Raw genomic sequence first — 26,326 nt, forward strand, 5'->3', positions numbered from 1 at the left:
TAGTAAGTAAAACTCAATCGAATTTACAATCAGCAACTGTTTCAACAACAGTTAAATTTTTTTTATGCAGCCAGCAACAATAGAAGAATTAAAAACAGTAATTGCTCTCAGCGATCTGCCTGACGAACATTTAAACTGGATAATGGATCATTCCTCAACAGTTGAATATGAAGATGGAGAGTTATTAGGCAAAACCGGTGAAGCTGTTGACTGGATGCTTATAATTATTCAGGGTCGTGTGGATTTTTATATGGATGTAAACGGGAGATTGGTTTTTTATCGTTCCTTTGCAAATGATAATGAATCAGGCGGTGTTACCGGTTTACTTCCTTATTCAAGATTGAAAATATCCCCGGGTAATTCTGTTGCGAACGGTAAACTGCGCGGACTTCGCCTTCACAAAGATTTTTTCCCTGAACTTGAGCGGCTGAACCCTGATTTTATTCAACGGTTAATTGGTTATATGACCGAACGTGCAAGAGCCTTTGCAACAACTCAGATGCAGCATGAAAAAGTAAGTGCGTTGGGAAACCTTGCTGCTGGTATTGCACATGAACTTAACAATCCTGCATCCGCAATAAACAGGATATCCTATGAGTTGACAAACCGGTTGTTTCTTAACATAGAACTGACAGAAAAACTGTTGAGTTCAGGCATAGATCCTGACCATATAAAATATTTCAGAAAGAAAATCGAATCGAAAGATAATTCACCCCAGCAAAAACTAAGTGCATTACAGCGGATGAATAAAGAAGATCAGTTAATAAACTGGCTTGAAGAAAAAGGACTTCCTGTTGATCAGTTAGTAGTTCAGACTTTTACTGATGCAGGGTTCTCCGGCAAAGATCTTGAATCAATGGATCAAAATATCCCGAAGGAAAATCTTTCTCAGATACTGATGTGGATTGAAAACCTGTTAAGCTCCCAGAGAATAATAAAAGACCTCGGTGAAGCATCAACAAGAATATCAAATCTTGTCGGCGCTATTAAAAGTCATGTTCATATGGACAGGACAAATGAATTGCAAAGCACGGACATTCATAAAGATATTGACAACACTCTTACTCTGCTTGGTCACAAACTGCGCGATAAAAATATCAAAGTAACAAAAACTTTTTGTAATGATCTAAAAGAAGTCCCGGCGTATATCGGTGAGCTGAACCAGGTTTGGACAAACATTATTGACAATGCTATTTATGCGCTTGGGGCAGGCGGTGAGCTTACAATCGAAACAACTTGTGATAGTAAATATGTTAACGTTAAAATAATTGATAACGGATCAGGAATTCCCCAGGAAATTTTATCAAGAATATTTGATCCTTTCTTCACTACAAAAAAAGTTGGTGAAGGAACAGGCATTGGACTCGACCTTGTAAAGAGAATTATCAAACGTCATAATGCCGAAATAAAAGTTAACTCAAAACCGGGAAGAACAGAATTTCATATCTGTCTGCCTTTATCACACGAAAAACATTCAACAACATGAAACTTCCATTAATAATAATCGTTGATGATGATGAGCAGGTGCTAAGAGCAATTCAAAGAGATGTCCGCTCAAAGTATCACACTGATTACAGGATAACAGCTACTGATTCGGCGAACGAAGCTCTTGAACTTATTAAAGAACTGAAATTGAAAAATGAAACTGTCGCTTTGTTTATCTCCGATCAGCGTATGCCGGAAATGGAAGGCGTAGTGTTTTTGGAAAAAACAAAAGAGATTTATCCCGATGCAAAATTAGTTCTGCTTACTGCTTACTCAGATATCGAAGTTGCGATTAAAGCGATCAACGAGATTAAACTTAATTACTATTTACTGAAACCATGGAATCCACCCGAAGAAAAACTTTATCCTGTTGTTGATGATCTGCTTGAAGAATGGCAGGCACAGTACAAACCGGACCACGAAGGCATACGCATAGTTGGTTTTCAGTGGTCACCCAAATCTCATCAGCTTAAAGAATTTCTTTCAGGAAATCTTATCCCGTATATGTGGATTGATGTTGAAACCAATCCTGATTCCGAAAAATATCTCAGGAGTACCAATGTTAATCGTGATAACCTGCCGTTAGTAGTATTGAAAGACGGTACGTGGGTCAGTGATCCATCCCTTCCTGAAATTGCTGACAGGATCGGACTTCAACAAAAAGCATCTCAAAAAATGTACGATGTTCTTATCATTGGCGGAGGACCTGCAGGTCTTGCAGCCTCTGTTTATGGATCCTGCGAAGGTTTAAAAACTATATTGATTGAAAAAAGTAATCCCGGCGGACAGGCAAGCAGCAGTGCACGTATAGAAAATTATCTCGGCTTTCCTACAGGACTTTCAGGATCAGAGCTAAGCAGAAGAGCGATCACACAGACACTTCGATTCGGAACAGAAATTCTTACTCCCAAAACTGTAAGCAATATTCGCGTACAGGATGGTTATAAAATAACTGAAATGACGGACGGCTCAGAAATTCACAGCAAGTCGGTGGTCATTGCAACAGGTGTGGAGTACACTAAACTTAATATCAACGGATTAGAAAAATTTACAGGCGCCGGAGTTTATTACGGTGCCGCTGCTGTTGAAGCGCATGCGTGCAGGGATGAGATCATCTATATAATCGGCGGAGGAAATTCTGCATGCCAGGCTGCGATGTATATGTGTAAGTTTGCCAAAGAAGTGAACATACTTATCAGGCGCGACTCAATTAAAAGTACAGCAGCAAATTATCTTGCACAGAGTATAATTAAAACCCCGAACATCAAAGTGCATCCGTTTACAGGTATTGATTCAGTTGAAGGTGAAAAAGAATTAGAAAAAATTTCTTTAAAGAATTTACAGACCGGCGAACAATGTATCGTTCCTGCAAAAGCATTGTTTGTATACATAGGTGCTAAACCCGGAACCACCTGGCTGAACAACATTGTTTTTAAAGATGAAAAAGGATTCATCATAACCGGGAACGACCTGGCAAATGTTAAATCATTTCAGTCAATATGGAAACTGGACCGAAAACCTTATCTGCCCGAAACAAGCATTCCCGGAATATTTGCCTGCGGTGACGTCAGGTCGACAGCGTTAACAGGTATTTCATCCGCAGTAGGTGAGGGCGCTATGGCAATTCGTTTTGTACGTAAATATCTTGAAGAGATGTAAGCAGATTACTATTTATGACTTCTAAAAAATTGGATTTAAAAACGTTGTCATTCCGAATTTATTTCGGAATCTTCTCGTTTGATCCTGAAATGAATTCAGGATGACTACTTAATTATAATTTTTTAGAAGCCTCTATTTATAATGATCACCCGGGATAAATATTTTTTATTCATAAAATTTAAAGGAATCAGTTATGCAAAAGTTTTTAGTTATCTCTCCTCACGCGCATGAAGAATGTACACACGTAATCAAACAAACACTCGCCATTGGTTATCTCACTCACTTTTACTGGGGATGTAAATCAGGTGACCATACCGGTTACGCGATAATTGACGCCGACAATGAAAAAGAGGCTCTTCTTTCCATACCGACAGTGATCCGCAGCAAAGGCAGAGCGATAGGCATTGTTCAGTTTGATCCAAAGGTTGTTGAGAAGTGGTGATGGTTAAGCGGCTTAGGATTCGGAGGTGTAAGTTTAGAAGCCAGGAGTAGGAAGCAAGGAATAAGAATTCAGAAGTCAGGAGTAAGAAGTAAGAAAGCAAAAATAACAATTAAGGCGACCTTGACTGGTCGCCTTTTTTAATATTGTTAACCGGAAAACACTATCTATCCGGCAGGTTTATTCCATATTAGTTTTTAACGGAACAAAGTTAGTAATTGCTGCGGTGCAATGTTTACCTGAGCCAGCATTGAAGTACCTATCTGTACGCCTAGACTTCCTTTGGTTGCTTTCAATTGTTCCAATGCCATATCAGCATCAAATAATTTTGATATTGCTGAGTTGTTATTTGCTATAGAAGATGTAAGGAACTCTGTTCGTGATTCTACTATCTGTGACAGATTACCTATCCTGCCAAGCGCAGATTTAACATTGTTTGTAACTGCAGTAAGATTACTTGCTGCCGATAAAACCGCGTCCGGATCAGTTGCGCGTAAACCTGTAGTGCTGGTGGAACCGGTAGAGACTCTAGTTATTCCTAATAGTGTAGTTATGTCTACGCCTGAAGTTGAAATCAGGCTTGTTACATTTGAATTCTGTGCGGTTACTGTGAATTGACCCATCGGATCAAAAAAGCCACTGATTGAAATACCTGCATCCTGCCAAAGAACGTCTTCATAAAAATCATTCACTAGATCCCATAATGTACCCCCGCTCTCAATTGTTACATTGAATGATTCCGAACTTCCATCTGCATAGCGATTTCTACAGTGGAAACTGAATCACCTAATGTATACGGATCAGTAGAATTTATAACTGAGCCCAAATATGAATGTACTCCCGGGTCAGTTACGGTACCACCGTTTAATATTGCATCAAGATCGCTGACATTAAGATAGTCATCACTTGCAAAGTCAATAGTAAGGTCGCCGCCTACTTTAAAAACAGGATTGGTTGCAAGCACCGTTCCATCACTGTTAGCCAGTATATTTCTTCCACCTATGTTTGTGTTTTTGATTATTGCGTCAATTTCGTCTGCGATTGCATTTATGTCTTTTGCGATTGCAGATTTTAATTTTAGCGGATCCTGAGACTCAGTATACTTTTCTGTTACTTTATTCAGTTTATCAACAATCTGCTGCAATGAAGATTCTGCAGTGGAAAGATAATTCATTGCTGAAGAACCGTTATTGATCTCGGCTTGTTGTGTTAATGTCTGCCTTTTAAGTGTATTTCCAACATTGAAGCCGGAAATGTCGTCTGCGACTGAATTGATACGTTTCAAGGTCGCCAAACGTAACTGAGCATTTTGAGTTTGCGAATTAATTTTGGCTAGAGAATTATAAACCTGAAGAGCACTCAGATTTGTGTTGATTGAAAATGCCATGGGCTACCTCCTTGTAACCAGAACAAGAGCTTATTAAGCATCCTTGCTTAATATCAGAAACCAGAACTTAATGTTCCCCAAATGATTATCGTAAAGATTTTTGAAAATTATAGAGCCAAAAAAAAACCGGGTACCTTACAACTTCGTAAATCAAAACTTGTCCGTTACAAGTGGAATCGTTGATCTTAAATCGTTAATCATAAATCGTTATTCATTTCAACTCCAAAACATTCATTCATTCCAAACTCCTTCTTCCCCGTTTCCTGCCCATCAACCATCACACATCAACCATAATACATCCTCCATTTTTCATTTGAAATTAGTTTTCAGTTGCTTTAAGTTGCTAATGTTTTTATGCGCCCCTTTTACAAATCGATAATCCCGGGGCAGTGCTTTGAGGCAGTTGTACATGTTATGATTGTATGAAAAGCGGAACGGGAGAAAAATAGTTTTAGCAGAAGCCAGGAGAAAGAAGTAAGCAGTAAGAATTTTTGCGGGATAACATTCTTTGATATGCAGCATGTTATGCAGCGGAAAGTTTTGAAATTTTTATGAAACAAAAGTTTTTTAATGAATGTAACATGCTTACAGCCGGTGTGTTATATAGCTTGCCCGTCGTGGCGGGGATTATTGGCTGTATAAGTAATAGTTCTGCAACTAATTTTAATTTTTATATATGACCAAAGCGATTAAATTAATTCTATTGGCTTATAGTATCCTTGCATATTCTTCGGATATATTAATTTGTCAAGTTAGAGATAGTAAATTGGATATTAATATTTCTATTATTGAAGGTTATGGTGAATTAGATTATGATCATAGAAATATTGAGCCTTCATATTTCTTAGTGATGCACACAAAAGAAGAATACAGTCAATTTAATTGTGAAATTAAATACCTGGCAAACATTCATCGTGATACAATTGATATAGTTATAAACGGAGTTTCTTGTCCGTCTGTACAGTTCCACGCTTTTGGTCCGGCAAATGCACATTATAAATTACCAATTTCCGAAGGTTTTTATCTCATTAATATTAATAACAATGGTGTAACAAATAAGTATAAGTTAACAATGGATGATGAGAAATTGGAATTTCAACAATGTGATAGTCTGGAAAATAAAGGGAATAATTTACTTTTGTGGAGATTTCCCAAAATGTCATTTGCATTTATTGCAGAAATGAGTCAAGATAAATTTGACGCTTTGGATAAAATGATAAATGATAGTTTAGATTTATCGCAAATAGAAATTAAAGATAAAGGGAATTGGCCATTAAGAGAAAATCCACCTAGAATAATTGATTCAGAATCATTAGTTAAATTTTATAGATATAAGTCTGAAGATGATTATAATAAAATTGATGAAATATTAGATTCATTTATGAAAAAACAAGACAAATATCTAAAAATCAGTTTTATGAATTGGAAAAACAAAATATTTATTTCTAAACCATTAAGTTATTATTAAAAGTTGCATAACATCTTTAATAAGTAAAGAGTCCCGCCAAAGGCGGATGAACAATACCGTAAAAAGAAAAAAAATAGTTCTGGTCGATCTTTTGAAAAGAGTGCTTTAGAAAAAATAAACACAGGAAATCTTTTAATTAATTATAAATACGGCGCTGTGGTTTAACATAACACGCCGTTATATCAATATAAAAGATATGAGTAATTTTTCAAATATAGGTTTTCATATAACATCAGAACAAGAATTATACAAACTTGCAGAAAATATATATGGTATTGGAAAAATAGAAGAAGCACATCATGGTAAATATATTGTTTATTCAGATTCATCTGGTGCTGAATTGTGGATGCAAGTTGATAAAAATAATTCTTTAATTGGGATGAATCCTCATTATAATGGGTATTCAAAAAGATTAGTATGCTTGACTAAAATAATTCAAAGACCAGACAGTATTTTAGATGGCGCTTTTCATTGTTGGTCTAATCCGATCGAAATAAATAATCCAGATTCTGGTGAATATCCATTCGTTTTTGATTTACCAAATGCAAAAACAATTGGTGAAATAAAATTCCCATATAACTTTGAAATCCAACTTTCAGCTTTTGCACAAAAAATAACTTTATATAGTTCTGAAGACGAATTCAATTCAAAACAAACTTCTGATGTAAAATTTGCTACACAATCCTTTATACCTATGGGTTTATTCAAACCTGAAGGTGAATCTACTGAACCACCGGAAGCATTGGGTATGTTTACAGGTATCATAAAAGAGTTTGATATTAAAGTAAATTCATTTACTCGAAATCATTTTTATTGGTTTCTAGTTAATACTTTAGGCGGAGAAATAGATATTGTTGCTGATCCAATACTAATTATAGATAAACCCAAATTAAATGGAGTTATACAAGGTCAATTTTGGTTATCGGGTAAACTGTATTATCAACCATATATTACAAAAGAAAATAATAAAGGATTTTTTAAAAAACTGTTTAGCTAAAAATCGGTATAACCGCTTTAATCCGTCAAAGACGGACAAGTAAGTGAAGGGTTCCAGCAAATGTTTTTAATAATACTGCAGAAAAAATTATTCAGTTAGATCTTGTTCTGAAATAAAATACTACGCATAATATAGATTATAAGGGGTCTATGATGAATCAACTAAAAGTATTCTTTTCGTGGGCGTTTATAGCAATCTTTCTCAATAGTTGTTTTGACAAAAACAGCTCTTCCTCAAATGATATCGAAGGCATCTGGATATCAACCAAAGAAACATCAACTGATTTTGGTGATGCAGAAAATGCTGTTTTATTAATTAAAAAAGATAGTGATAATAAACTGACAGCCCGTTGTTGTTTTATCGGTGACAATGAGTTCAAAATGGGATGGAAGTTTAATGAAGTTCAATATGATAGTATCGTAAAGAGAATAGAAATAATTGATTCGGATTCGGATACATTGATTCTCACCCTGGATGCTGAAAGTAAAATGCTTAAAGGAGGTGTTCATTCAGAAGATGAAATTAAACCTGTAAATTTTGTTCGTACAGGAAAAGATTTTACGAACTTATTCTACCCGCGCACACCGGACAGCCAGGGGCAAATTACATATAGATATACAAAACCTAAGCAACTTGATAATTATTTACTGACAGATTCCATATTCGATTTTGTAAAAGACTCAGCAGCATTTTACAATTTTATAGATAGGATACTTCAACAAAAATCGGGACATCTTGAATCAATATTAATTATAAAAGATGGTAAACTGATACTTGAGGAATATTTCTTCGATTATAATCCAACCAAACTTCATCGCATAAATTCATGCACAAAAAGTATTACCTCTCTACTGCTGGGAATTTCTTTAAACCGTAATAAAATTAGTGATGTTGAAAAACCGATTTTTGATTTTTTCCCTCTGTACAAATCGTATAAAACACTGGTAAAGGAAAAGATAACTCTTAAACATACTTTAACTATGACTGCCGGATTTAACGAGGATGACGATTTTGAAGATCACGGACCCGATAATTTTATTCGATATATACTTAATAGTGAAATGGAAACAAAGCCGGGAGAGAAATTCAGATACAGCGGTAAATGTTCTAATCTGCTCGGCGGAATAATTTATAGCCTTGAGAAAAAACAAGCCGATGAATTTGCAAAAGAAGTATTGTTCAGCAAACTGGGTATTACCGAATTTGACTGGGAAAAAGAAAATGGTGTGGTTCCCTGTGATGCTGGTCTAAAACTTTATCCGAGAGATATGGCTAAAATCGGATTACTCGTTTTAAATAATGGCAGATGGAAAGGTGAGCAAATCGTTCCTGAAGAGTGGATTAAAGAATCAACAAAACCGTACGTTGCCGAAAGCGATTTTTTTGATTATGGCTTTCAATGGTGGTACAGAAGTAAACGCAATAAAAGCTGGTGGAATGATCCCGTTCACGGAAGTAAATTCGAACACGATATGTTTTTAGCGCTCGGTGCCGGCGGACAGTATATAATGGTTATCAGGGATCTGAATATGGTTATCGTAACAGCATCATCTGATTATAGTCACGATGGAATGGAACATCAAAAAATACCAATGGTCATTGAAGAAATAGTTCCGTTGTTTGAGGATGCTTTATTAGAAGTAAAAAGATAACATCTTGCACCCCTTTAAGATGACATCTTTTCCTAAAGATGTCATCTTTAAAAACAAAAAATATTAGGATTTACAAATTGTTTAGTCGTAATTTTAAACAGATCAAATAAACAAATAAGGGTAACCTCAATGAAAAATATCCTGCCGCTGATTTTACTAACCTCACTAATATTTTTTTCATGCTCAAAAACAAAAAGCGGGGATATTTTAACTTTCCCGAGTGACTGGCTGGTGCAGCACGATTATATGGGCTGCCTTATAATGGGTTTAAGTCCTCTTGAAAATGAATACGACCAGTTCCGCGAAAACGGAAACGCGGTAATGGAAAAACTTCCGGGTAGTATGACGTATGACGAATACACAAACGCTAATCTTGAAACGATGAAAAGGGTGATGACAAACTTTGTGGTAATAGAAACTTCGGATGATGAAGTGAACGGGATTGAATGTAAAAAAATCGTATACACACACACGATGGGTCAGCTTGATATTAAAGTGCTGAGTTATTTTTTAGTTGACGGAAAAGAAGGATATGTTCTGACATTCTCGGCATCTCCGGAGCAGTATGAAAAATATTTACCGGAGTTTAAACGGATAGCAGGCAGTATTAATTTATAGCAGTAAATATTATAGGGGAAGGAGTAAGGCAGTTGTTTAATTCATCTATAACGCGGCGCAGTGTTTTAAATTATTTCTCCAAAAAATTAATTCCTCTGGAATCTATCTTACCTGCAATGATTTTTCTGATCATTTGCTTTAACGGATGTGATAATCCCGATGAACCCCAAACAATGTTCAAAGCTGAAGAAAGAGTAACTGGTCAATTTGAATTTCATTCACAGGTAAATAAAATCAGCATAACAAATCCGATCGGTTTCACATACCTGTACGGCGTTGTAGATACACTTAAAACACGCTATGTAATTGACAGAAGTGTTTGGGCAAAGTCGTACCAGGCAGCAGAATCTGAAATGAAAAAAATAAGTGTTGAAAACTCCGTATCCGGTGATTCTGGTATGTATAAAGTCGTCTATCCGTCAAACACCGAAAATATATACGGGTGTAATCTAAACTTAGAGATCAACAAAAGGGTTATCGAACTAACATCACCAAACAAGGGAATACAAACAGATTTCCTGAATGCTGATATTAGCGCAGAGACTGGTTCATACAACGCAATATTAGATCATCACTCCGGTTCAATAAATGTTAAGACCATAAGCGGTAAAATAACTTCCACTGCGGCACTTCCTTATGAAGGTTTTTGTATTTGCTATTCTGAAAGCGGTGATATAAACATAAAAATACCAAAAGGTACGTCAGCGACTGTTGTACTAAAAACAAACAACGGAAGTGTTTCAATCAAAAATCTGGATCTGACTATTCTAACAAACACAAATACTGAGATCACCGGCACATTGAACGATGCAACCGGAGTAATCTATTTAGAAAGTAAAACGGGTAATGTTACTCTTGAGGGAATATAAAATGCGCACAATGAGAAGTGAAACCAATGTTCTGAATTTATTAATTACAAAAATAGCTATGACGTTCTTTTTGATATTCTTTGCCAGGTCGTGCGCAAATGAGAACCCGGTAATTCCACCTCATCAATCTATTTCAAAAATGGCTTAAAACTGCAAAACAGAACACTAAGCTATGACAACATACAACACCACCTGAAAATAATAGTTGTGCTAATTGAAACCGACAGGCTAATGAAAGAGATTGATAAAATATAACTTGAATTGTGGGAGAACAAAATGGCACTTAAATTTGTTGGCACTAAAATTATACCCTCCGCATTAATTTTCATTTCACTAATCATATCAGCAATACTTTTAGATTTCTTATTCCACCTTGCAGGTTTAGTCTGGATTGGAAGATATTTAGGAATAGCAGGAACATTTGTGATTATAGCTTCATTTATTTACTCGCTAAGAAAAAGAAAAATAATTAAATCCGGCTCGCCCAAAAGATTGCTTCAAAATCATGAACTTCAGGGATGGATAGGGGCACTACTAATTCTTGTACACGGCGGTGTTCATTTTAATGCGGTAATCCCATGGCTTGCACTTTTTGCAATGGTAATCGTTGTTGCAAGTGGATTAACAGGTAAGTATCTCTTAAAACAGGCTAAGGAAAGATTAAAGGATAAAGAAGCTGAACTTGTAAAGCAGAATAAAACAACAGACGAGATTGAAAAGGAACTTTTATATAGTTCACTTCTTGTTGATACAATGCAAAAATGGCGCAAAGTGCATATGCCGCTTACTATGATCTTTATTGCGTTTGCACTGATACATATTATCGTCACACTTTTAATGTGGAGGTGGTAATGAAAAGAACATTATTCTTTTTTACGCTAACGTTAATCATAGGATTAACAGCACTATTTTTATTTCCTTATTATACAATAAATCCTGGAGTGCTTGTAAAAGGACATACTGACCTTCAAAACAATTGTTTAGCTTGTCATTCTATTGGCAGCGGTGCACCAACAGAAAAATGTATCAGCTGTCATAAGCTAAGTGAAATAGGATTAAAAAAAGTATCACAGGCAGTTAGTGAAAAACCGAACAATAAAACAAATCTTCTTCATAAATCAATAAAAAACATCAACTGTTACTATTGTCATACAGAACACAATGGCTTATCAAAAGAAAATGCAACATTAAATTTTACACACTCAATTCTGCCAAAACAGATGTTGAATAATTGTGCAGATTGTCATACCGATAAAAAACCCGATAACAAAATTCACAATCTCATTTTAAATGATTGTTCAAACTGCCATACCACTGATAAATGGGAACGTGCTGAGTTTAAACATCAATTACTCGGTGAAAAACAAAATGATTGCAAAGACTGTCACATAAATAAAACTCCTGATGATGAGCTGCACATAGGATTGGATAAAACTGTTCAATGTTTACAATGCCATAACACAAACGCCTGGAAGCCATCTACATTTGATCATAGTAAATATTTCAGGTTTGATAAAAACCATCCTTCGGATTGTAAAAATTGTCACAACGAACAAAAAAAATTCAAATCATACACTTGTTATAATTGCCACGAACATCAGCCGGCACGCATATCAGAAAAACATATTAAAGAAGGTATAAGAGATTTTAGCAATTGTGTTAAATGTCATAGGTCTGGCGATGAAGACGAAGCCAAAGGAAATGAGAATAGAAATAACAGAGGCGATGAGAGTGACAATGACTAATCAAACAAACCATATTTATTATTTTCTGAAAGTCTTTTATGAATACCGAAAAATCCGCCCAGATGTTTGCTATCAGGCTGTCATTTGCATTTGGTATTATAATGTTAGCCATCAAATGGTATGCATACTACCTTACAGGCTCAACCGCTATTTTATCTGATGCAGCCGAATCTGTAATTCACGTAATAGGTGTTGGCTTTGCAGTATTTAGTTTGTGGTATAGTTTTCAACCTGCGGATGAAGGACACACTTATGGTCATCACAAAATAAGTTACTTCTCAGCAGGTTTTGAAGGAGCACTCATAATACTTGCAGCTATTTTTATAATTTTTATTTCTGTTAAGCGATTAATCTTTGGAATTGAAATTGCCAATCTTGATCAGGGAACATATTTTACCTTTGGTGCATCAGTCTTAAATTTAATCTTAGGCGGGTATCTGATCTCAAGAGGTAAAAAAAGCAAATCAATTATTCTTATTGCAAACGGAAAACATGTGCTCACCGATTCCTGGACAAGTTTTGGAGTTGTTGCAGGATTGTTGCTTACCTGGTTAACAGGCTGGCTTCCTTTCGATCCAATTGTTGCAATTGTTGCAGCATTAAATATTTTATGGTCAGGCGGTAAACTCGTAAGACAATCCATCGGCGGATTGATGGACGAAGGAAATAAAGAAACCGCAAATACTGTTAAAAAGATTCTTGATAAGGAAACTGTCACAAGAGGTTTAGCATATCATCAGTTAAGGTACAGAGAAAGTGGAAATGTGTTGTGGTTGGAGTTTCATCTTTTATTTCCCAAAGACACACTACTGGAAACTGCACATAACATTGCGACAGAATTGGAGATAACACTCAAAAAAAATTTTAATACACAGACCAACATCACTACACATCTTGAGCCGTTTGATTTACACGATGAAGTACACACAGAGCCCCATAAGTAAAAATCCAAATGACTTATAATAACTATTAGCAGCCTGTCTCAATAAGCTCCCAAGCCATGACGGTTCCCAACACCCACTCACCACATCCAAAACAAACTCCATCCAAACCCCGCAATAAAAACCACTAACCATACAACAATACTATAAAATCCTAACCTTAGTAACCTTCTAAAATAACAAACAATAAAAACCTTATTACCTTATCAAAAAAATATCAATGATAGAAAACAATAAGCTAAAACGGTTAAAAGAGTTCGTAAAACAAAACCGATATCAGTTTTAATAGATCCTATTGTGTCTATGTGTTAACACTTCATACTGTGATACAGAATCATTCTGGCACTAAACCATTCAATAATTCAAATAGCACTTGTCAATAAGCACTTATTCTGTTAATCCTTCCTTCCACTTCAATTGTCTAATCATTCAGCAACAGATTTATCCAAATAACTGCCGCAGGTATTATATTTGAGTATGGAAGAGAGAGAACTTGTTAATCGCCTTAAGAACGGCGATGAAGAAGCCTTCCGTAAAATCTTCTATGACAACCAAAGGAAAGTATTAAATACCTGTTACAGAATTGTCAATGATAAAGAGACCGCGGAAGACCTGACGCAGGAAGTTTTCATCAAAGTTCATTCAGCGATTAAATATTTCAGAGGGGATTCTAAATTTTCTACATGGATTTACAGGATTGCTGTAACAAAATCACTTGATCATCTCCGGGCTAAAAAAAGGAAAAAAAGATTTGGCTTGCTGAGATTCTCAGACAGTTCAAATGAAATGCAGGTTCAGCAAAAAATTTCTAAACGGGAATTCCCCGGTGATTCACTTGAGAATGATGAAAGGAAATATTTTCTTAATAAAGCTCTTAACGCTATTCCCGAAAACCAGCGCATCGCGTTTTCATTAAGCAAATATGACGAAATGAGTTACCAGCAGATCGCTGATATACTCGGAATCTCACTTTCTGCTGTGGAATCGCTAATTCACAGGGCTAAAAAGAATCTTGAAAAAAAACTTCATCATTATTATAAAAATCTTTAGGGGAACATATCGCAAGGAATTTTATTTTTAGGCGTCAAAACTATCAAAGTGTAAAATGAATAGAGAAAAAATAAATATCGAAGCTGAAATTGAACAGACAATTAAGTTGTTTGATTCAATTGAAACACTCGAACCTGACCAGTTCATGTACACAAGGGTAAAGGCGCAAGTAGAAGAATCAGCCAAAACAAAAAAGCAAAATATATTTTCCGCCTTGTTTAAAGTTGCCCGCGTTATTCTTTTCATTCTGTTGTTAACAGTTAACCTTTACTCAGTTATAGTTTATTTCCAGGGGGATTCTGAATCAACAGCGCTGCGGCAGGATTATCTTGATAGTATAAAGACAGAATATTCTGTTAACCCTGGTTATAGTTCTTATCCGGCATTAAATAGTGTGGATTGATATGGACTGGCTTACAAAACAAAAAACATACGTCTGGCTGATAATAATTCTTGTAATAATAAATCTTACAACTTTAGTTTTATTGTGGATGGACAGACCTTCGCCTTTGAAGCGACAGTCCCCCGGTATGCGGGGTACAGATACATTCCTTAAAACTGAATTGGGTTTAACTGAAGAACAGGATAAGCAGTTAAGGGAATCACGCGATAAATTTTTTGGTCTTACTCGGACATTAAATGACAGTATCGGAACTTTGAAAAGAGAAATCCAGAAAGAAGGGCTTTCAGGAAAATATGATTCAATAAGAGTAGATGCATTAATCAGTGATATCGGTAAACTTCAATCCCGGCTTGAAAAATATGCGTTCGATCATTTTTCCGAGCTTGCAAAATTTCTTAAGCCGGATCAGGTAACTAAATTCCAGAAGATGTTTGAAAGAAACAGGAAACATCCTCCGGGGCATAAAGAAAATCATCATAATGAACCGCCGCCATTTGGTGAACCACCACCACCAATTTAAGTTCATCTGTGTTAGTTAGCAATTATTAGCAGGTGACTTCCCACAGGTTATTGTAGAGTTTATCATCACTAATAACAAATAATTTTTTTCTCGCAAGTTTATATGTATTAAATCGTCAAAAAAATAAACTGACTTTATGAATAACTATGTCCGTTTTCGTACTTAGAATATTTTGAAAAGAATGCTGCATAATGAACTTTTTGATTTCGGCGGGTGTTATAACTTTTTATTATACTAGTAGAGAGAAAGTACAACAAACATTTGCCGGCGTAAGATGACGGAGAAAGAACAAACATCGGAAACAAAACTTAAATCAATTCAAACTCCTGCCGGCAGCCGGTAAGCTGTGATGGAGTAAATGAATTATAAGTTTTTGTCAGATGACAAGAATAGGTTAAAAGAATTTCCAGTTTGTACTTTCTGCTGAAAAGGATTGATGATATAGTTAGTATGAAAATATTTCATCGGAAGAAATTATAAAGTCAGTAACGGATTTCGATTGTTGTAAAAGGACTCCTCGTCGTTAACAACAATAAGGAGGCGTCTCATAAAGTGTTTTTCTGTAAAACTCCTGTTGGGAATTAATTTATTGGAGGTAATAATTATTTCCCCCCTCACTCAGAAAACACAAAGCCCATTGATGACGCCTCCGGTTATTAAAAGATTATTGATATTAATTCTTTAAACCACCGCGATATTAATCTATATTTATTATAGAAAAATCAACATAAAATTACGGGGATGTTATGAAACGTATTGCGGTACTTTTATTCATCATTTCATTCGGCGTTTGTTCAGGACAAAACTTCTGGGAGAAAACAAACTTTCCTTTCGACAGCACATCGTTTTACAGTGTTCATTCACTAATCACCAACTCTTCCGATCATATACTAGCAGGTACTTTTGCAAAGGGAATTTTTAAATCCACTGATAATGGTAACAACTGGACGGAATCTGGCTTGGCAAATCATTGGGTTATTTCTTTTGATAAGAATAGCTCAGGAGATTTGTTCGCCGCATCGATCGGTTCGCAATTCGGAAGCGGTGTGTTTAAATCAACCGATGATGGAAGTACCTGGAATAGGGTCTGGGAGGCACAGACAGCAATGCATTGTATTTATGTTGACGAAGATGAATACATATATGTCGGATTAAATTATTATGAAACATCAGGTGGAATTTTCAGATCAACCGATAACGGTGCAACGTGGAATCAGATTTTCAACCTTGCTGAAAATGTGTATTCAATTATAAAACTTAGTAACGGAAGAATACTTGCTGCCGGATATGGAAAAGTTTTTTACTCTGATAATGATGGCGCTGCATGGAACACTACGACAAACGGTCTTGTCAATTCAACTTCAAGTGATCTTGTTGTTAAAAATGAAAATGAAATATTTTTATCGACACTTGGTTATGGAATTTACAAATCCACGGACGACGGTATTAGCTGGGTTAATAAAACCGGAGCCGGACCTGAATACAGTTGTCTCTTAATAACACCAGGCGGATCAATGTTTGCAGGGACAAGAGGTTACTGGGTTTACAGATCCACCAACGGTGGTGAAAATTGGGGCTTGATAAATACAGGTATGGGAGAAGACAGGTATGTACTAAGTCTGCTCGCATCAAATGATGGTTATCTATTTGCCGGACTCGATTACTACGGAATGTACCGCAGTGTAAACAGAGTAACAGATATTGAAATTGAAGAATCTGTTTCACCGGGAAAATTTTATTTAGATCAGAACTATCCAAACCCGTTTAATCCAAGTACGACCATACGATATACCATTCCGTTAGATGTAAGAAGCGAGATGCGAGAAGTAAGTCTGAAAGTATATGATGTATTGGGAAACGAAATTGCAACTCTTATTAATGAAGAAAAACCTGCGGGAGAATATGAAGTTGAATTTAATCCGGCATCCAGTATCAGGTATCCAGCATCCGGCATCTATTTCTATCAATTAAAAGCAGGAGATTATATTCAAACAAAGAAGATGATATTGATGAAGTAATCATTATAAAATAACAGGCTCTTATTCTTTTTTAATTTGATACTGTAAAATAATTTCTATCCTATAGTTTAATGAAAACGGTGTTGCTTACACTTGTAATCATTTCTTGTAACTATACGCTTCAATTTGCGCAGACTCTCTCCTTTAAATATCTGACGACCGAAAACGGATTATCAAACAATACTGTTTATGATTTGGTTCAGGATAAAACCGGCTTCTTATGGTTTGCCACTGAAGACGGGCTGAACCGTTACGATGGATACGAGTTTAAAATTTTCAGGCACGATCCTACAAATAAAAATTCAATCTCTGATAATTCTATTTGGTCCCTGAGAGAAGACTCAAAAGGCAATATATGGATCGGTACACGAAACGGTTGGCTTAATTGTTATGACCCCGTAAAAAATAATTTCCGGAAATGGCGGATCAGGTCGGAACAACTGGAAACGAACGCCATCACATTTCTAATGGAAGACAATCAAAATAATATTTGGATCGGTACATACAGAGGCGGGCTGTATAAGTTTAACACAATCACTGAGAAGATAGATCACTGGTATCATAAACCTGAAGATAAAAATTCACTCAGCAATAATTACGTTTCAAGTATTCTCGAAGATAAAACCGGAAACATCTGGATCAGCACATATAATGGATTGAATAAATTTAATCCTAGCAGATCAATAGACAAGTTTGAAAAATATTTTTCTCTGCCCGGCAATTCAAACTCAATTAGTGACAATATAGTATGGTACCTGACACAGTCGACACTTGACCCCGGTTTAATATGGATAGGCACAGCAAACGGATTGAGCAGTTATAATATTTATGACAACAAATTCTCCCGGTATAATATTCCCAATAAAAATAATCTTCAATTTGGTACAGGCGCAGGTTCAGTAATTGAAGAGGTGATAGACAGGGACACGGTTCTCTGGATTGATTCATATGCGGGGTTGATAAAACTCAACATAACAGATAACAAGTTTGAAAGATTTACTTCAGAAAAGAGATTGAACGGAAATCTATCCAGCAACCAGTTGCACAGGATACTTAAAGATAATTCCGGAACATTATGGGCTGCATCCGTCAACGGGATAAATTATACATCACAAACCATTCTAAAATTTAATGTTGACATTCATCCTGATGGATACTCTGTTAACACATCATCACTTAAAAACCGGAACATCAAAGCTGTAATTAAAGGTCCTGAAAATTCAATATGGTGCGGTACAGATGACGGGCTTTACTATTCAGTCATCAGGCAGGATCAGTTAGAATTCATTAAACATTCGCAGACAACCGGACTAAACATATGGTCACTTAGTGCGGACACGGATAAAAATATCTGGATTGGCACTTACGGCAGCGGACTTTATAAAATTGATTTAAAAACAAATCACCTGACTAAAATTCCTTTAAAAGACAGAAAATCATTATCGCTTGCAAACGAGTTTAACAAAGCTGTTTTTACTGATGGTGATTCCTGCATCTGGATTGGTTTCTGGGGTGTTGGTCTGGGTAAGTATTCCATTAAGGATAAAAGTTTTAAACGCTGGTTTAAAAATTCATATCAGTCAAACAGTATAAGTTATGATGACGTCTGGACGATCTTTCGTGACAGTGAAGGAAAGTTATGGATAGGAACGGATGGCGGAGGTCTGAATCTGTTTGATGAAGTCAATGAAAAGTTTTATCAGTTTACAGGTGAAGGTTCCATAATCAATAACAATTGTATTTATGATTTTATTGAATCATCATTCAGCCGGAAGGGAAAGCAAAATTCCCGCCCGGTATTATGGGCAGGAACTAACAATGGTCTTTACAGGATTGAATTGAAAAGCTCGGGACAGTTTTCGGAAATGTTAAATGATGCATCAATCAGACATTATACTATTAAAGACGGACTGGCAGATAATTCTGTAAAAAGTATAAAGGAAGATTCAGAAGGCAACCTGTGGCTTGGAACAAGTTCAGGTATATCCTTATTCATCGTTAAGAAAGAGGAATTCAAAAATTTCAGTAACTCTGATGGAATTTTAAATGCTGACATAAACCCCGCAGCATCTGTTTCTGTTGATGATGATATTTTATTAATGGGAAGCACAGCGGGGCTTAACTATTTTTATCCGGGGAGTATAAAATTGTCTTCCACTCTTCCATCTCTAACAATAACTGATTTCCAGATTTTTAACCTGTCAGTTATGCCTGACGAAAATTCAGTCTTAGAGAAGAGTATACTTTTTACGGATGAGATTGAACTGGCTCACTCACAAAATGTTTTTTCATTTGAATTTTCTGCACTGGATTTTTATTCACCCCACTCAATACAGTATGCATATATAATGGAAGGTTTTGATAAGGAATGGATCTATAGCGGATCAAGAAGGTTTGTCACTTATACAAATTTAAATCCAGGTGAGTACATATTTAAAGTCAGATCAACTAATTCAGATGGTGTTTGGGGAAATAATATTCGTCAGGTGAAAATTACAATCATACCGCCATGGTGGCAAACAAACTGGGCTTTAGCATTATACTTCCTGTTTATAGTAATTGGTATATGGGGTATTGTGAAGTTCCAGTCGTACCGCACAAAATTACAGAACGAACTTAGAATGCAGGAGATTGAATCACATCATCTAAGAGAAATTGAAAGTCTTAAATCTCGTTTCTTTGCAAACCTTTCTCATGAATTCAGAACTCCTCTTACATTAATAAAAGGTCCGCTTGAGCAGATACTTAGCGGGAAGATTAAAGAAAATCTTCATCACTACTATAAAGTAATTTTGAATAACACTGAGAAACTCCAGGAACTTATTGAACAACTTCTTGAGCTTTCCAGGCTGGACTTTAAAAGCATACCTGTAATTAATAGCAGGCAGGAGTTGATAAGTTTACTTAAGACACTTACATATTCTTTTATTCCACTGGCAGAACAGAAATTTATTACTCTTAAGTTTGAAGCAAACGTTGATAATCTTGAAGTTCTCATTGACAGAGATAAACTGGAAAAAATTATTAATAACCTTTTAAGTAACGCATTTAAGTTTACACCGGCAGGAGGCAGAATACAGGTAATCATAAACTGCGATAACGCTGACAATAATTCCAATGTGATGATTGAAATAATAGATAATGGAATTGGAATACCGGATCAATTTAGCTCAAAGATATTCGACAGGTTTTTCCAGATGAATACTGAGCTGCATAAAAGTGTAAGCGGCTCAGGAATCGGTCTGGCTTTAGTGAAAGAACTTGTCAACTTGTTGAACTGGGAAATTTCTGTTAAGAGTAAGGAGAATGAAGGTACGACATTCAGATTAACCATGACTCTTGAAAGAGCAGCATCTGTTCAAACAAACACGGAATCAGAAACGGATGAATATTCCGATATTCCAATTAACTCAGAACATGATGAACATATTAGTGAACTTGATAACGAAGAAGATACTGAAAAAATAAAACCTTCAATATTAATAGTTGAAGATTCTAATGATACGCGCAACTATTTAATTGATCTGTTTAAACATGACTACAATATTTTGTCAGCTTCAACAGCAGATGAAGGGATTGAGCTGGCATTCAATAATATGCCGGAACTTATACTGAGTGATATAATGATGCCGGGAACATCGGGGTTGGAGTTCTGTAAAAAAATCAAAACAGACTGGCAGACGAGTCATATTCCTGTAATACTGCTCACGGCTAAAGCTTCGGAGGAAAATAAAATTGAAGGTCTTGAAACAGGCGCTGATGATTACGTTGTAAAGCCGTTCAGATATGAAGAACTTGCTGTAAGAATTAAAAATCTTGTAGAGCAAAGAAAACATCTGCACGATAAATTCAGCAATGATCTGAATATTCAGCCCCACCAGCTTGTAAAAAATAGTGTTGATGAAGAATTTATAAAAAAGGTAACGCAGTCTGTTCAAAAAAATCTGACGGATAATAAATTTAACTCTGAATTATTAGCAAGGGAATTGTTTGTAAGCAGGCGGCAATTGCATAGAAAATTAATTGCCATTACCGGTCATGGTCCCGGAGAGTTTATCAGGATAATGAGATTGAAAAAAGCAGCGCAATTGCTGCTGGAAAATAATCTAAGTGTAACTCAGATTTCGTATGAGATCGGGTTTGAAAGTCCAGCCCAGTTTTCAAGAGCATTCAAAAAACATTTTCATTCGCTTCCATCAGAATTCTATAAAAATAATTCGGGCGACAGCCTGAATCACCAGGGATGATTATTGAATATTTAATCACTCTCCAGAAAAATTATTCTATTTAATAAAAAATCAACTCTTCATTTCATTTCGTCACAAAACAGCAAAACTCTGGCAGCAAACAGCAATTCGCTGCTGCGGCTTTTTAATACATTTCCTTCCGTAAAAAATAACTGACTTAAAATTCTATTCCATTTCAATGGTCATTAAACAAACACATAAAATGACTCACCTTCAATTTCAAAAACCTGCTAAAACTGAGTCTCCGGAAAATTTATTTGCACACAAAAAAAAGAAGGCAAAGTTTTTATCTCTTATGGTTTACGCTTTAATAATACTTATTACTATCTCATTCATGTTGATAATCTTTAAAATAATTATGGCAGCAAATAACTAATGAGCTCAATAACCGCAAATATTACTGAAAAACTTTACAACCACTTTTACAGAATAATTTACCTGATACTGCTGATCCTATTACTGTTATCATTGTTTGGTACTGAAAGCCGGGAAAATCAAAAATTAAATTATGAAGCACCCGGATTTCAGGTTGCAGATCGGGGAAAAAATTAATCCGGATAATTTCAACTGCGGAATACGACAACATTTTCTGTCTGCAGAAGATATTGCTGTGAGTTATGCGGCGAAGCTGTAAAATTTAAAAGCATCAGGTCAATTCATTTACTACGCATTTAATACCGAGCCGACATTTTTATTAATAATTTTTTGATTTGTGATTAATGAGACTCTCAGAATTATTATGTACATTTACAGTGAACCAACCGTATGAACATTCGATAGCAATAAAATGACAAAAAAGATTTTTATTCTTTTGTGCCTCTGTTCAACCTTAATCTGTGCGCAGAATGTGATCATAGTTGTTATTGATGGCGCAAGATATAGTGAAACCTTCGGCGGAGGTAACACGTATATTCCGCATCTTTATGATGATATGCGACCTGGTGGTTGCCTGTTTACAAACTTTAGAATAGCCCAGGAAGGAAAAACCGAAACCAACCCCGGTCATTCCTCAATGCTGACCGGAACCTGGCAGCAAATTGCCAATGATGGTTCTGAACGACCAGACAAACCAACAGTGTTTGAATACTTCCGGAAGGAACTTAACAGCACGCTAACAGAAAATTATGTTTTAGCCGGTAAAACAAAATTAAATGTTCTTTCGTACAGTACCGATTCAGATTATGGCAGTTTATACCAGGCTTCAACTAACTGCTCGACGTTAAATGACGAAGAAGTTTATAGTAATTTGATTTCGGTAATGGACACTTACAGCCCGAGATTAATAATTGTAAATTTTCCTTCAACTGATATTAGCGGGCACTCCGGTATTTGGGATGATTATGTGAACTCACTTACCGGGGCTGATAGCCTTGTTTATGAACTTTGGCAGCGTATTCAGTCGGGTAATCATGGTTACACTTCAACAAACACAACTTTATTTGTCACAAATGATCATGGAAGACATGACGATTCCAACGGCGGCTTTACTGATCATGGAGATGACTGCGATGGATGCGAGCACATTATGCTGTTGGCAATAGGGCGGAATGTAACTCCCGGTTTGGTAAACTCTGATATTCACTATCAGATAGACATTGCACCGACGGTTGGAGATTTGTTGAACTTTGCTACTCCCCAGTCGTACGGTACAAGTCTTTATGATGGTACTAATCCATTACCGGTTGAGTTGAATTCGTTCACTGCAGCATGGGAAAATAATGCAGTGAAGCTTATATGGGAAACGAGAACGGAAGTTGATAATTATGGTTTTGAAGTTCAGAGATTTAAAGCTTCAATGGATCTGACAGGAGAGGAATGGGAAAGTATCGGATTTATTTTGGGGAACGGAAATTCCAACACACTTAAATCTTATTCTTTTTATGATAAAAAAAATGCGACCGGGAAACTTATCTACAGGTTAAAACAAATTGACAATGACGGCGGTATAAGATATTCAGGGACAGTTGAAGTTGAAAATGTTATTCCTGCAGAATTATATCTTGAACAAAATTTTCCGAACCCATTTAATCCTGTGACAAAAATAAAATTTTCTATCCCTTCTGTAGAGACGGGGCATGCCCCGTCTCTACATGTGACTCTTAAAGTTTTTGATGTATTGGGAAATGAAATAGAAACATTAGTAAACGAAGAGAAGCCTGTCGGCAATTATGAGCTAAGATGGAATGCAGAAAGCTTACCATCCGGTGTTTACTTCTATCAATTAAAAGCTGGTGAATTTACTGATGTAAAGAAGATGCTATTGATTAAATAAAAATGTTAGTGTAAAGACGAGGGGTGACTTGTTCCTGAAAAATTATTGTGAATTTGAATTGGCCAAAATGAATAATGCAAATTTTTATTTGCTAAATACAAATTGATAGTTTTTGACATTGTAAATAAAATAATCTACGTTTTAATCAGAAAATATTTTTCTACTCCGAGAGGGCAATAGTTAGCGCCATCTAATTTATTGTTTTCCTTGGGAAGATGACCCACCAACCCACTCTCCCGAAGCAGAAGTTTTGGAAATAATTTTTCAACTTCTAATGGAGGCATAATATGGGAACATTTAAATTCACTTTGTTTTTCTTTTTGCTTACTACACAAATTTGCTTTGGGCAGTGGTTTAGACAAGATAATTTTCCGCAGACTAATTCTTTAAGCTCTGTAAAATTTATTGACCGTTATACTGGTTGGGTAGTTGGTGATGCTGGAACTATACTTAAAACAACTGATGGTGGAAGCGAATGGATAAATCAGAAAAGTGGGACAAGTCAAGGTCTAGGTTCTGTTCACTTCAGTGATATAAATAACGGATGGTGTGTTGGGGGTGAGACAATTCTGCGAACAACTAATGGCGGTTTGAATTGGGAAAGCATTAGTGGTGGTTCACCATACTATTTACGATCTGTACATTTTCACAATGCAAATTTAGGTTGGGTAGTTGGTGGTTTTGACTATAACCGTGAAGTAATATTGAGAACAAGTAATGGAGGAGCGGATTGGGTTCCTTTTATTACCAGTGCACTTATGAGTGATGGTTTTTATTCTGTCCATTTTGTTGATTCCCTTTATGGTTGGGCATATGGAGACGGATATGCAAAATTTGCTACAACAGACGGAGGTCTTAACTGGGTTCAACTTCCAGCGATTGGTTTATGTGTTCTTGATGTATTTTTTATAAACCGGGAAATTGGCTGGACGGCAAGTCTGGTAAGAAGCACAATGCAAGGCCGATCAGCCAGATTAATAAATGGCGGGTGGGACGAAGGTGATCCATCTCATCCTTACATTTTTGATGAGCCGCTAAACGGAGTGGATTTCTATGACACCTTATGTGGATGGATGGCTGGTTCTAATGGAAAAATTTATAGAAGTTGGACCAGTGGAGATTATTGGTACGCACAAATAACAGGTACGAGCAATAACCTGGCTTCAGTGGATTTTGTGGATAGATTTTATGGTTGGGTTGTTGGTGAATTTGGTACAATACTTAAATCTACGGACAGTGGATTTAATTGGATTAATTTAACTAAGGAGACAATAAGAAGTCTCAAATCAGTATGCTTTATAGATGCTAATAATGGATGGGCGGTTGGAGAAGATGGAAGTAATGTTGATGGTAAAGTAATTAAAACTACTGATGGAGGAATTAATTGGGAATCCCGGATAATTAACTGGGATGGACGATTGAATACGATATATTTTATGAACTCAGATAAAGGTTGGACAGCAGGTGGTGAGGGCAAAATATTTTACACAACAAATAGCGGAGTGGATTGGCTGCTCTCAAATAGCAGTTACGCCGGTGAAATTATTTCTTTACACTTTACTGATGAAAACAATGGTTGGGCATTAGCCGAAAATAGAATATTAAGAACCAGTAACGGAGGATTGGATTGGACAAACCAAATAGTTGATACACTAGGATTAATGAATTCAATCTTCTTTGCAAATGCAACAGAAGGTTATATAGTTGGAAGTAAGAACTGTGGATGGTGGTGCACTATGGCAGCAATTTATGGAACTACTGATGGAGGAAATAACTGGACAATCCAATTACAGGACACAAATTATACACCTTTGTCGTCAGTTTTCTTTATAAATGAAAGTGAAGGTTGGGTAGCCGGTGGTAACAAGATATATCATACTACTAACAGTGGATTAGAATGGGTAAAGCAGACTGAAGACACAACGTATATTGATCTGAGTTCAATTCATTTTGCTGATCAAAATAATGGATATGCTGTTGGCTCCACAATCTTGAAAACAATAAATGGCGGAGATGAGTGGTTTACGCAGAATGCAAGTTCTACAAGTCACCTGAATGCCGTATGGTTTACCGATGCTTTAAAAGGCTGGGCTGTTGGGGAGGGAGGGGTTATTCTTCACACCTCAAATGGTGGCGTTACCTTTATTGAAGATGAACAAATTAGTCCAACAAAACCGATTGAGTTTTTGCTTTCACAGAATTACCCGAATCCATTCAATCCATCAACCAGCATCCAGTATCAAGTATCCAGCATCACGCATGTTTCCATGGTAGTCTACGATATTCTTGGCAATGAAATAGAAACATTAATCAATGAAGAAAAACCAGCAGGCACTTATGAAGTAATCTGGTATGCAGAGAATTTACCAAGCGGAGTTTATTTCTATCAACTTAAAGCAGGAGAGTCTATCCAAACTAAGAAAATGATCCTCCTTCGTTAACACTAAGGAGGACAAGTTTTAATCAAATAAAAATGTTAGCGTGAAGACAAGCGGTGATTTGTTCCTGAAAAATTATTGTGAATTTGAATTGGCCAAAATGAATAATGCAAATTTT

The 26,326-nt window shown here is 36.1% G+C and carries 21 protein-coding genes; 19 read left to right on the forward strand and 2 right to left on the reverse strand.

Annotation, left to right across the window (positions count from 1 at the left end):
• The first annotated feature begins 64 nt into the window (after positions 1-64).
• From IPM56_01365 to IPM56_01375, 3 genes are all read left to right on the forward strand, one after another.
• Positions 65-1,486 carry a GHKL domain-containing protein gene (locus IPM56_01365; GenBank protein ID QQS36632.1) on the forward strand — a complete coding sequence of 474 codons (1,422 nt, stop codon included), beginning with the start codon at positions 65-67 and terminating at the stop codon, positions 1,484-1,486.
• Positions 1,483-3,144, forward strand: a complete 1,662-nt coding sequence (locus tag IPM56_01370) for an FAD-dependent oxidoreductase (GenBank protein QQS36633.1) — start codon at positions 1,483-1,485, stop codon at positions 3,142-3,144. Before IPM56_01365 ends, IPM56_01370 begins: the two co-directional genes overlap by 4 nt.
• A gap of 193 nt (positions 3,145-3,337) precedes the next feature.
• Entirely contained in the window at positions 3,338-3,586 is a 249-nt protein-coding gene (locus IPM56_01375; protein ID QQS36634.1) for a hypothetical protein, read from the forward strand.
• A gap of 194 nt (positions 3,587-3,780) precedes the next feature.
• Here IPM56_01375 and IPM56_01380 read toward each other — a convergent pair whose 3' ends face one another.
• A complete protein-coding gene (locus IPM56_01380) occupies positions 3,781-4,275 on the reverse strand; it encodes a hypothetical protein (GenBank protein ID QQS36635.1) in 495 nt (164 codons plus the stop codon).
• Between the two features lie 32 nt (positions 4,276-4,307).
• A complete protein-coding gene (locus IPM56_01385; protein QQS36636.1) occupies positions 4,308-4,970 on the reverse strand; it encodes a flagellin in 663 nt (220 codons plus the stop codon).
• 676 nt (positions 4,971-5,646) lie between these two features.
• Here IPM56_01385 and IPM56_01390 point away from each other — a divergent pair.
• The 16 genes from IPM56_01390 (at position 5,647) to IPM56_01465 (ending at position 26,211) form a co-directional block, all read left to right on the forward strand.
• Positions 5,647-6,438, forward strand: coding sequence for a hypothetical protein (locus IPM56_01390; GenBank protein QQS36637.1), 792 nt, complete (start codon positions 5,647-5,649; stop codon positions 6,436-6,438).
• A 196-nt stretch (positions 6,439-6,634) separates the two neighbouring features.
• Positions 6,635-7,435, forward strand: a complete 801-nt coding sequence (locus IPM56_01395) for a hypothetical protein (GenBank protein ID QQS36638.1) — start codon at positions 6,635-6,637, stop codon at positions 7,433-7,435.
• Positions 7,436-7,587: 152 nt separating this feature from the next.
• On the forward strand, positions 7,588-9,087 hold the full coding sequence (locus IPM56_01400; protein ID QQS36639.1) for a serine hydrolase: 1,500 nt from the start codon (positions 7,588-7,590) through the stop codon (positions 9,085-9,087).
• A 129-nt stretch (positions 9,088-9,216) separates the two neighbouring features.
• Entirely contained in the window at positions 9,217-9,705 is a 489-nt protein-coding gene (locus IPM56_01405) for a hypothetical protein (GenBank protein ID QQS36640.1), read from the forward strand.
• A gap of 32 nt (positions 9,706-9,737) precedes the next feature.
• Positions 9,738-10,574 (forward strand): DUF4097 family beta strand repeat protein, encoded by an 837-nt coding sequence (locus IPM56_01410; protein QQS36641.1) that lies wholly within the window; start codon positions 9,738-9,740, stop codon positions 10,572-10,574.
• A gap of 276 nt (positions 10,575-10,850) precedes the next feature.
• Positions 10,851-11,426, forward strand: coding sequence for a hypothetical protein (locus tag IPM56_01415; GenBank protein QQS36642.1), 576 nt, complete (start codon positions 10,851-10,853; stop codon positions 11,424-11,426).
• Positions 11,426-12,319, forward strand: coding sequence for a cytochrome c3 family protein (locus IPM56_01420; protein QQS36643.1), 894 nt, complete (start codon positions 11,426-11,428; stop codon positions 12,317-12,319). Before IPM56_01415 ends, IPM56_01420 begins: the two co-directional genes overlap by 1 nt.
• 38 nt (positions 12,320-12,357) lie before the next feature.
• Positions 12,358-13,263: a cation transporter gene (locus tag IPM56_01425; protein ID QQS36644.1), complete on the forward strand. Its 906-nt coding sequence runs from the start codon at positions 12,358-12,360 to the stop codon at positions 13,261-13,263.
• A gap of 474 nt (positions 13,264-13,737) precedes the next feature.
• Positions 13,738-14,310, forward strand: a complete 573-nt coding sequence (locus IPM56_01430) for an RNA polymerase sigma factor (GenBank protein ID QQS36645.1) — start codon at positions 13,738-13,740, stop codon at positions 14,308-14,310.
• Positions 14,311-14,365: 55 nt separating this feature from the next.
• Positions 14,366-14,713, forward strand: a complete 348-nt coding sequence (locus IPM56_01435; GenBank protein ID QQS36646.1) for a hypothetical protein — start codon at positions 14,366-14,368, stop codon at positions 14,711-14,713.
• Position 14,714: 1 nt separating this feature from the next.
• Entirely contained in the window at positions 14,715-15,233 is a 519-nt protein-coding gene (locus IPM56_01440) for a periplasmic heavy metal sensor (GenBank protein QQS36647.1), read from the forward strand.
• A gap of 1,514 nt (positions 15,234-16,747) precedes the next feature.
• The gene (locus IPM56_01445) at positions 16,748-17,251 is read left to right on the forward strand and encodes a T9SS type A sorting domain-containing protein (GenBank protein ID QQS38198.1); all 504 of its coding nucleotides are present in this window, start codon (positions 16,748-16,750) and stop codon (positions 17,249-17,251) included.
• A 71-nt stretch (positions 17,252-17,322) separates the two neighbouring features.
• Positions 17,323-21,498, forward strand: a complete 4,176-nt coding sequence (locus tag IPM56_01450; GenBank protein ID QQS36648.1) for a helix-turn-helix domain-containing protein — start codon at positions 17,323-17,325, stop codon at positions 21,496-21,498.
• A gap of 375 nt (positions 21,499-21,873) precedes the next feature.
• Positions 21,874-22,050, forward strand: coding sequence for a hypothetical protein (locus tag IPM56_01455; GenBank protein ID QQS36649.1), 177 nt, complete (start codon positions 21,874-21,876; stop codon positions 22,048-22,050).
• 235 nt (positions 22,051-22,285) lie between these two features.
• Positions 22,286-23,770 (forward strand): T9SS type A sorting domain-containing protein, encoded by a 1,485-nt coding sequence (locus tag IPM56_01460; protein ID QQS36650.1) that lies wholly within the window; start codon positions 22,286-22,288, stop codon positions 23,768-23,770.
• A gap of 287 nt (positions 23,771-24,057) precedes the next feature.
• Entirely contained in the window at positions 24,058-26,211 is a 2,154-nt protein-coding gene (locus tag IPM56_01465) for a T9SS type A sorting domain-containing protein (GenBank protein ID QQS36651.1), read from the forward strand.
• Positions 26,212-26,326: the final 115 nt, after the last annotated feature.

The organism is Ignavibacteriales bacterium, from assembly GCA_016700155.1.
Taxonomy (GTDB): Bacteria; Bacteroidota; Ignavibacteria; order Ignavibacteriales; family Ignavibacteriaceae.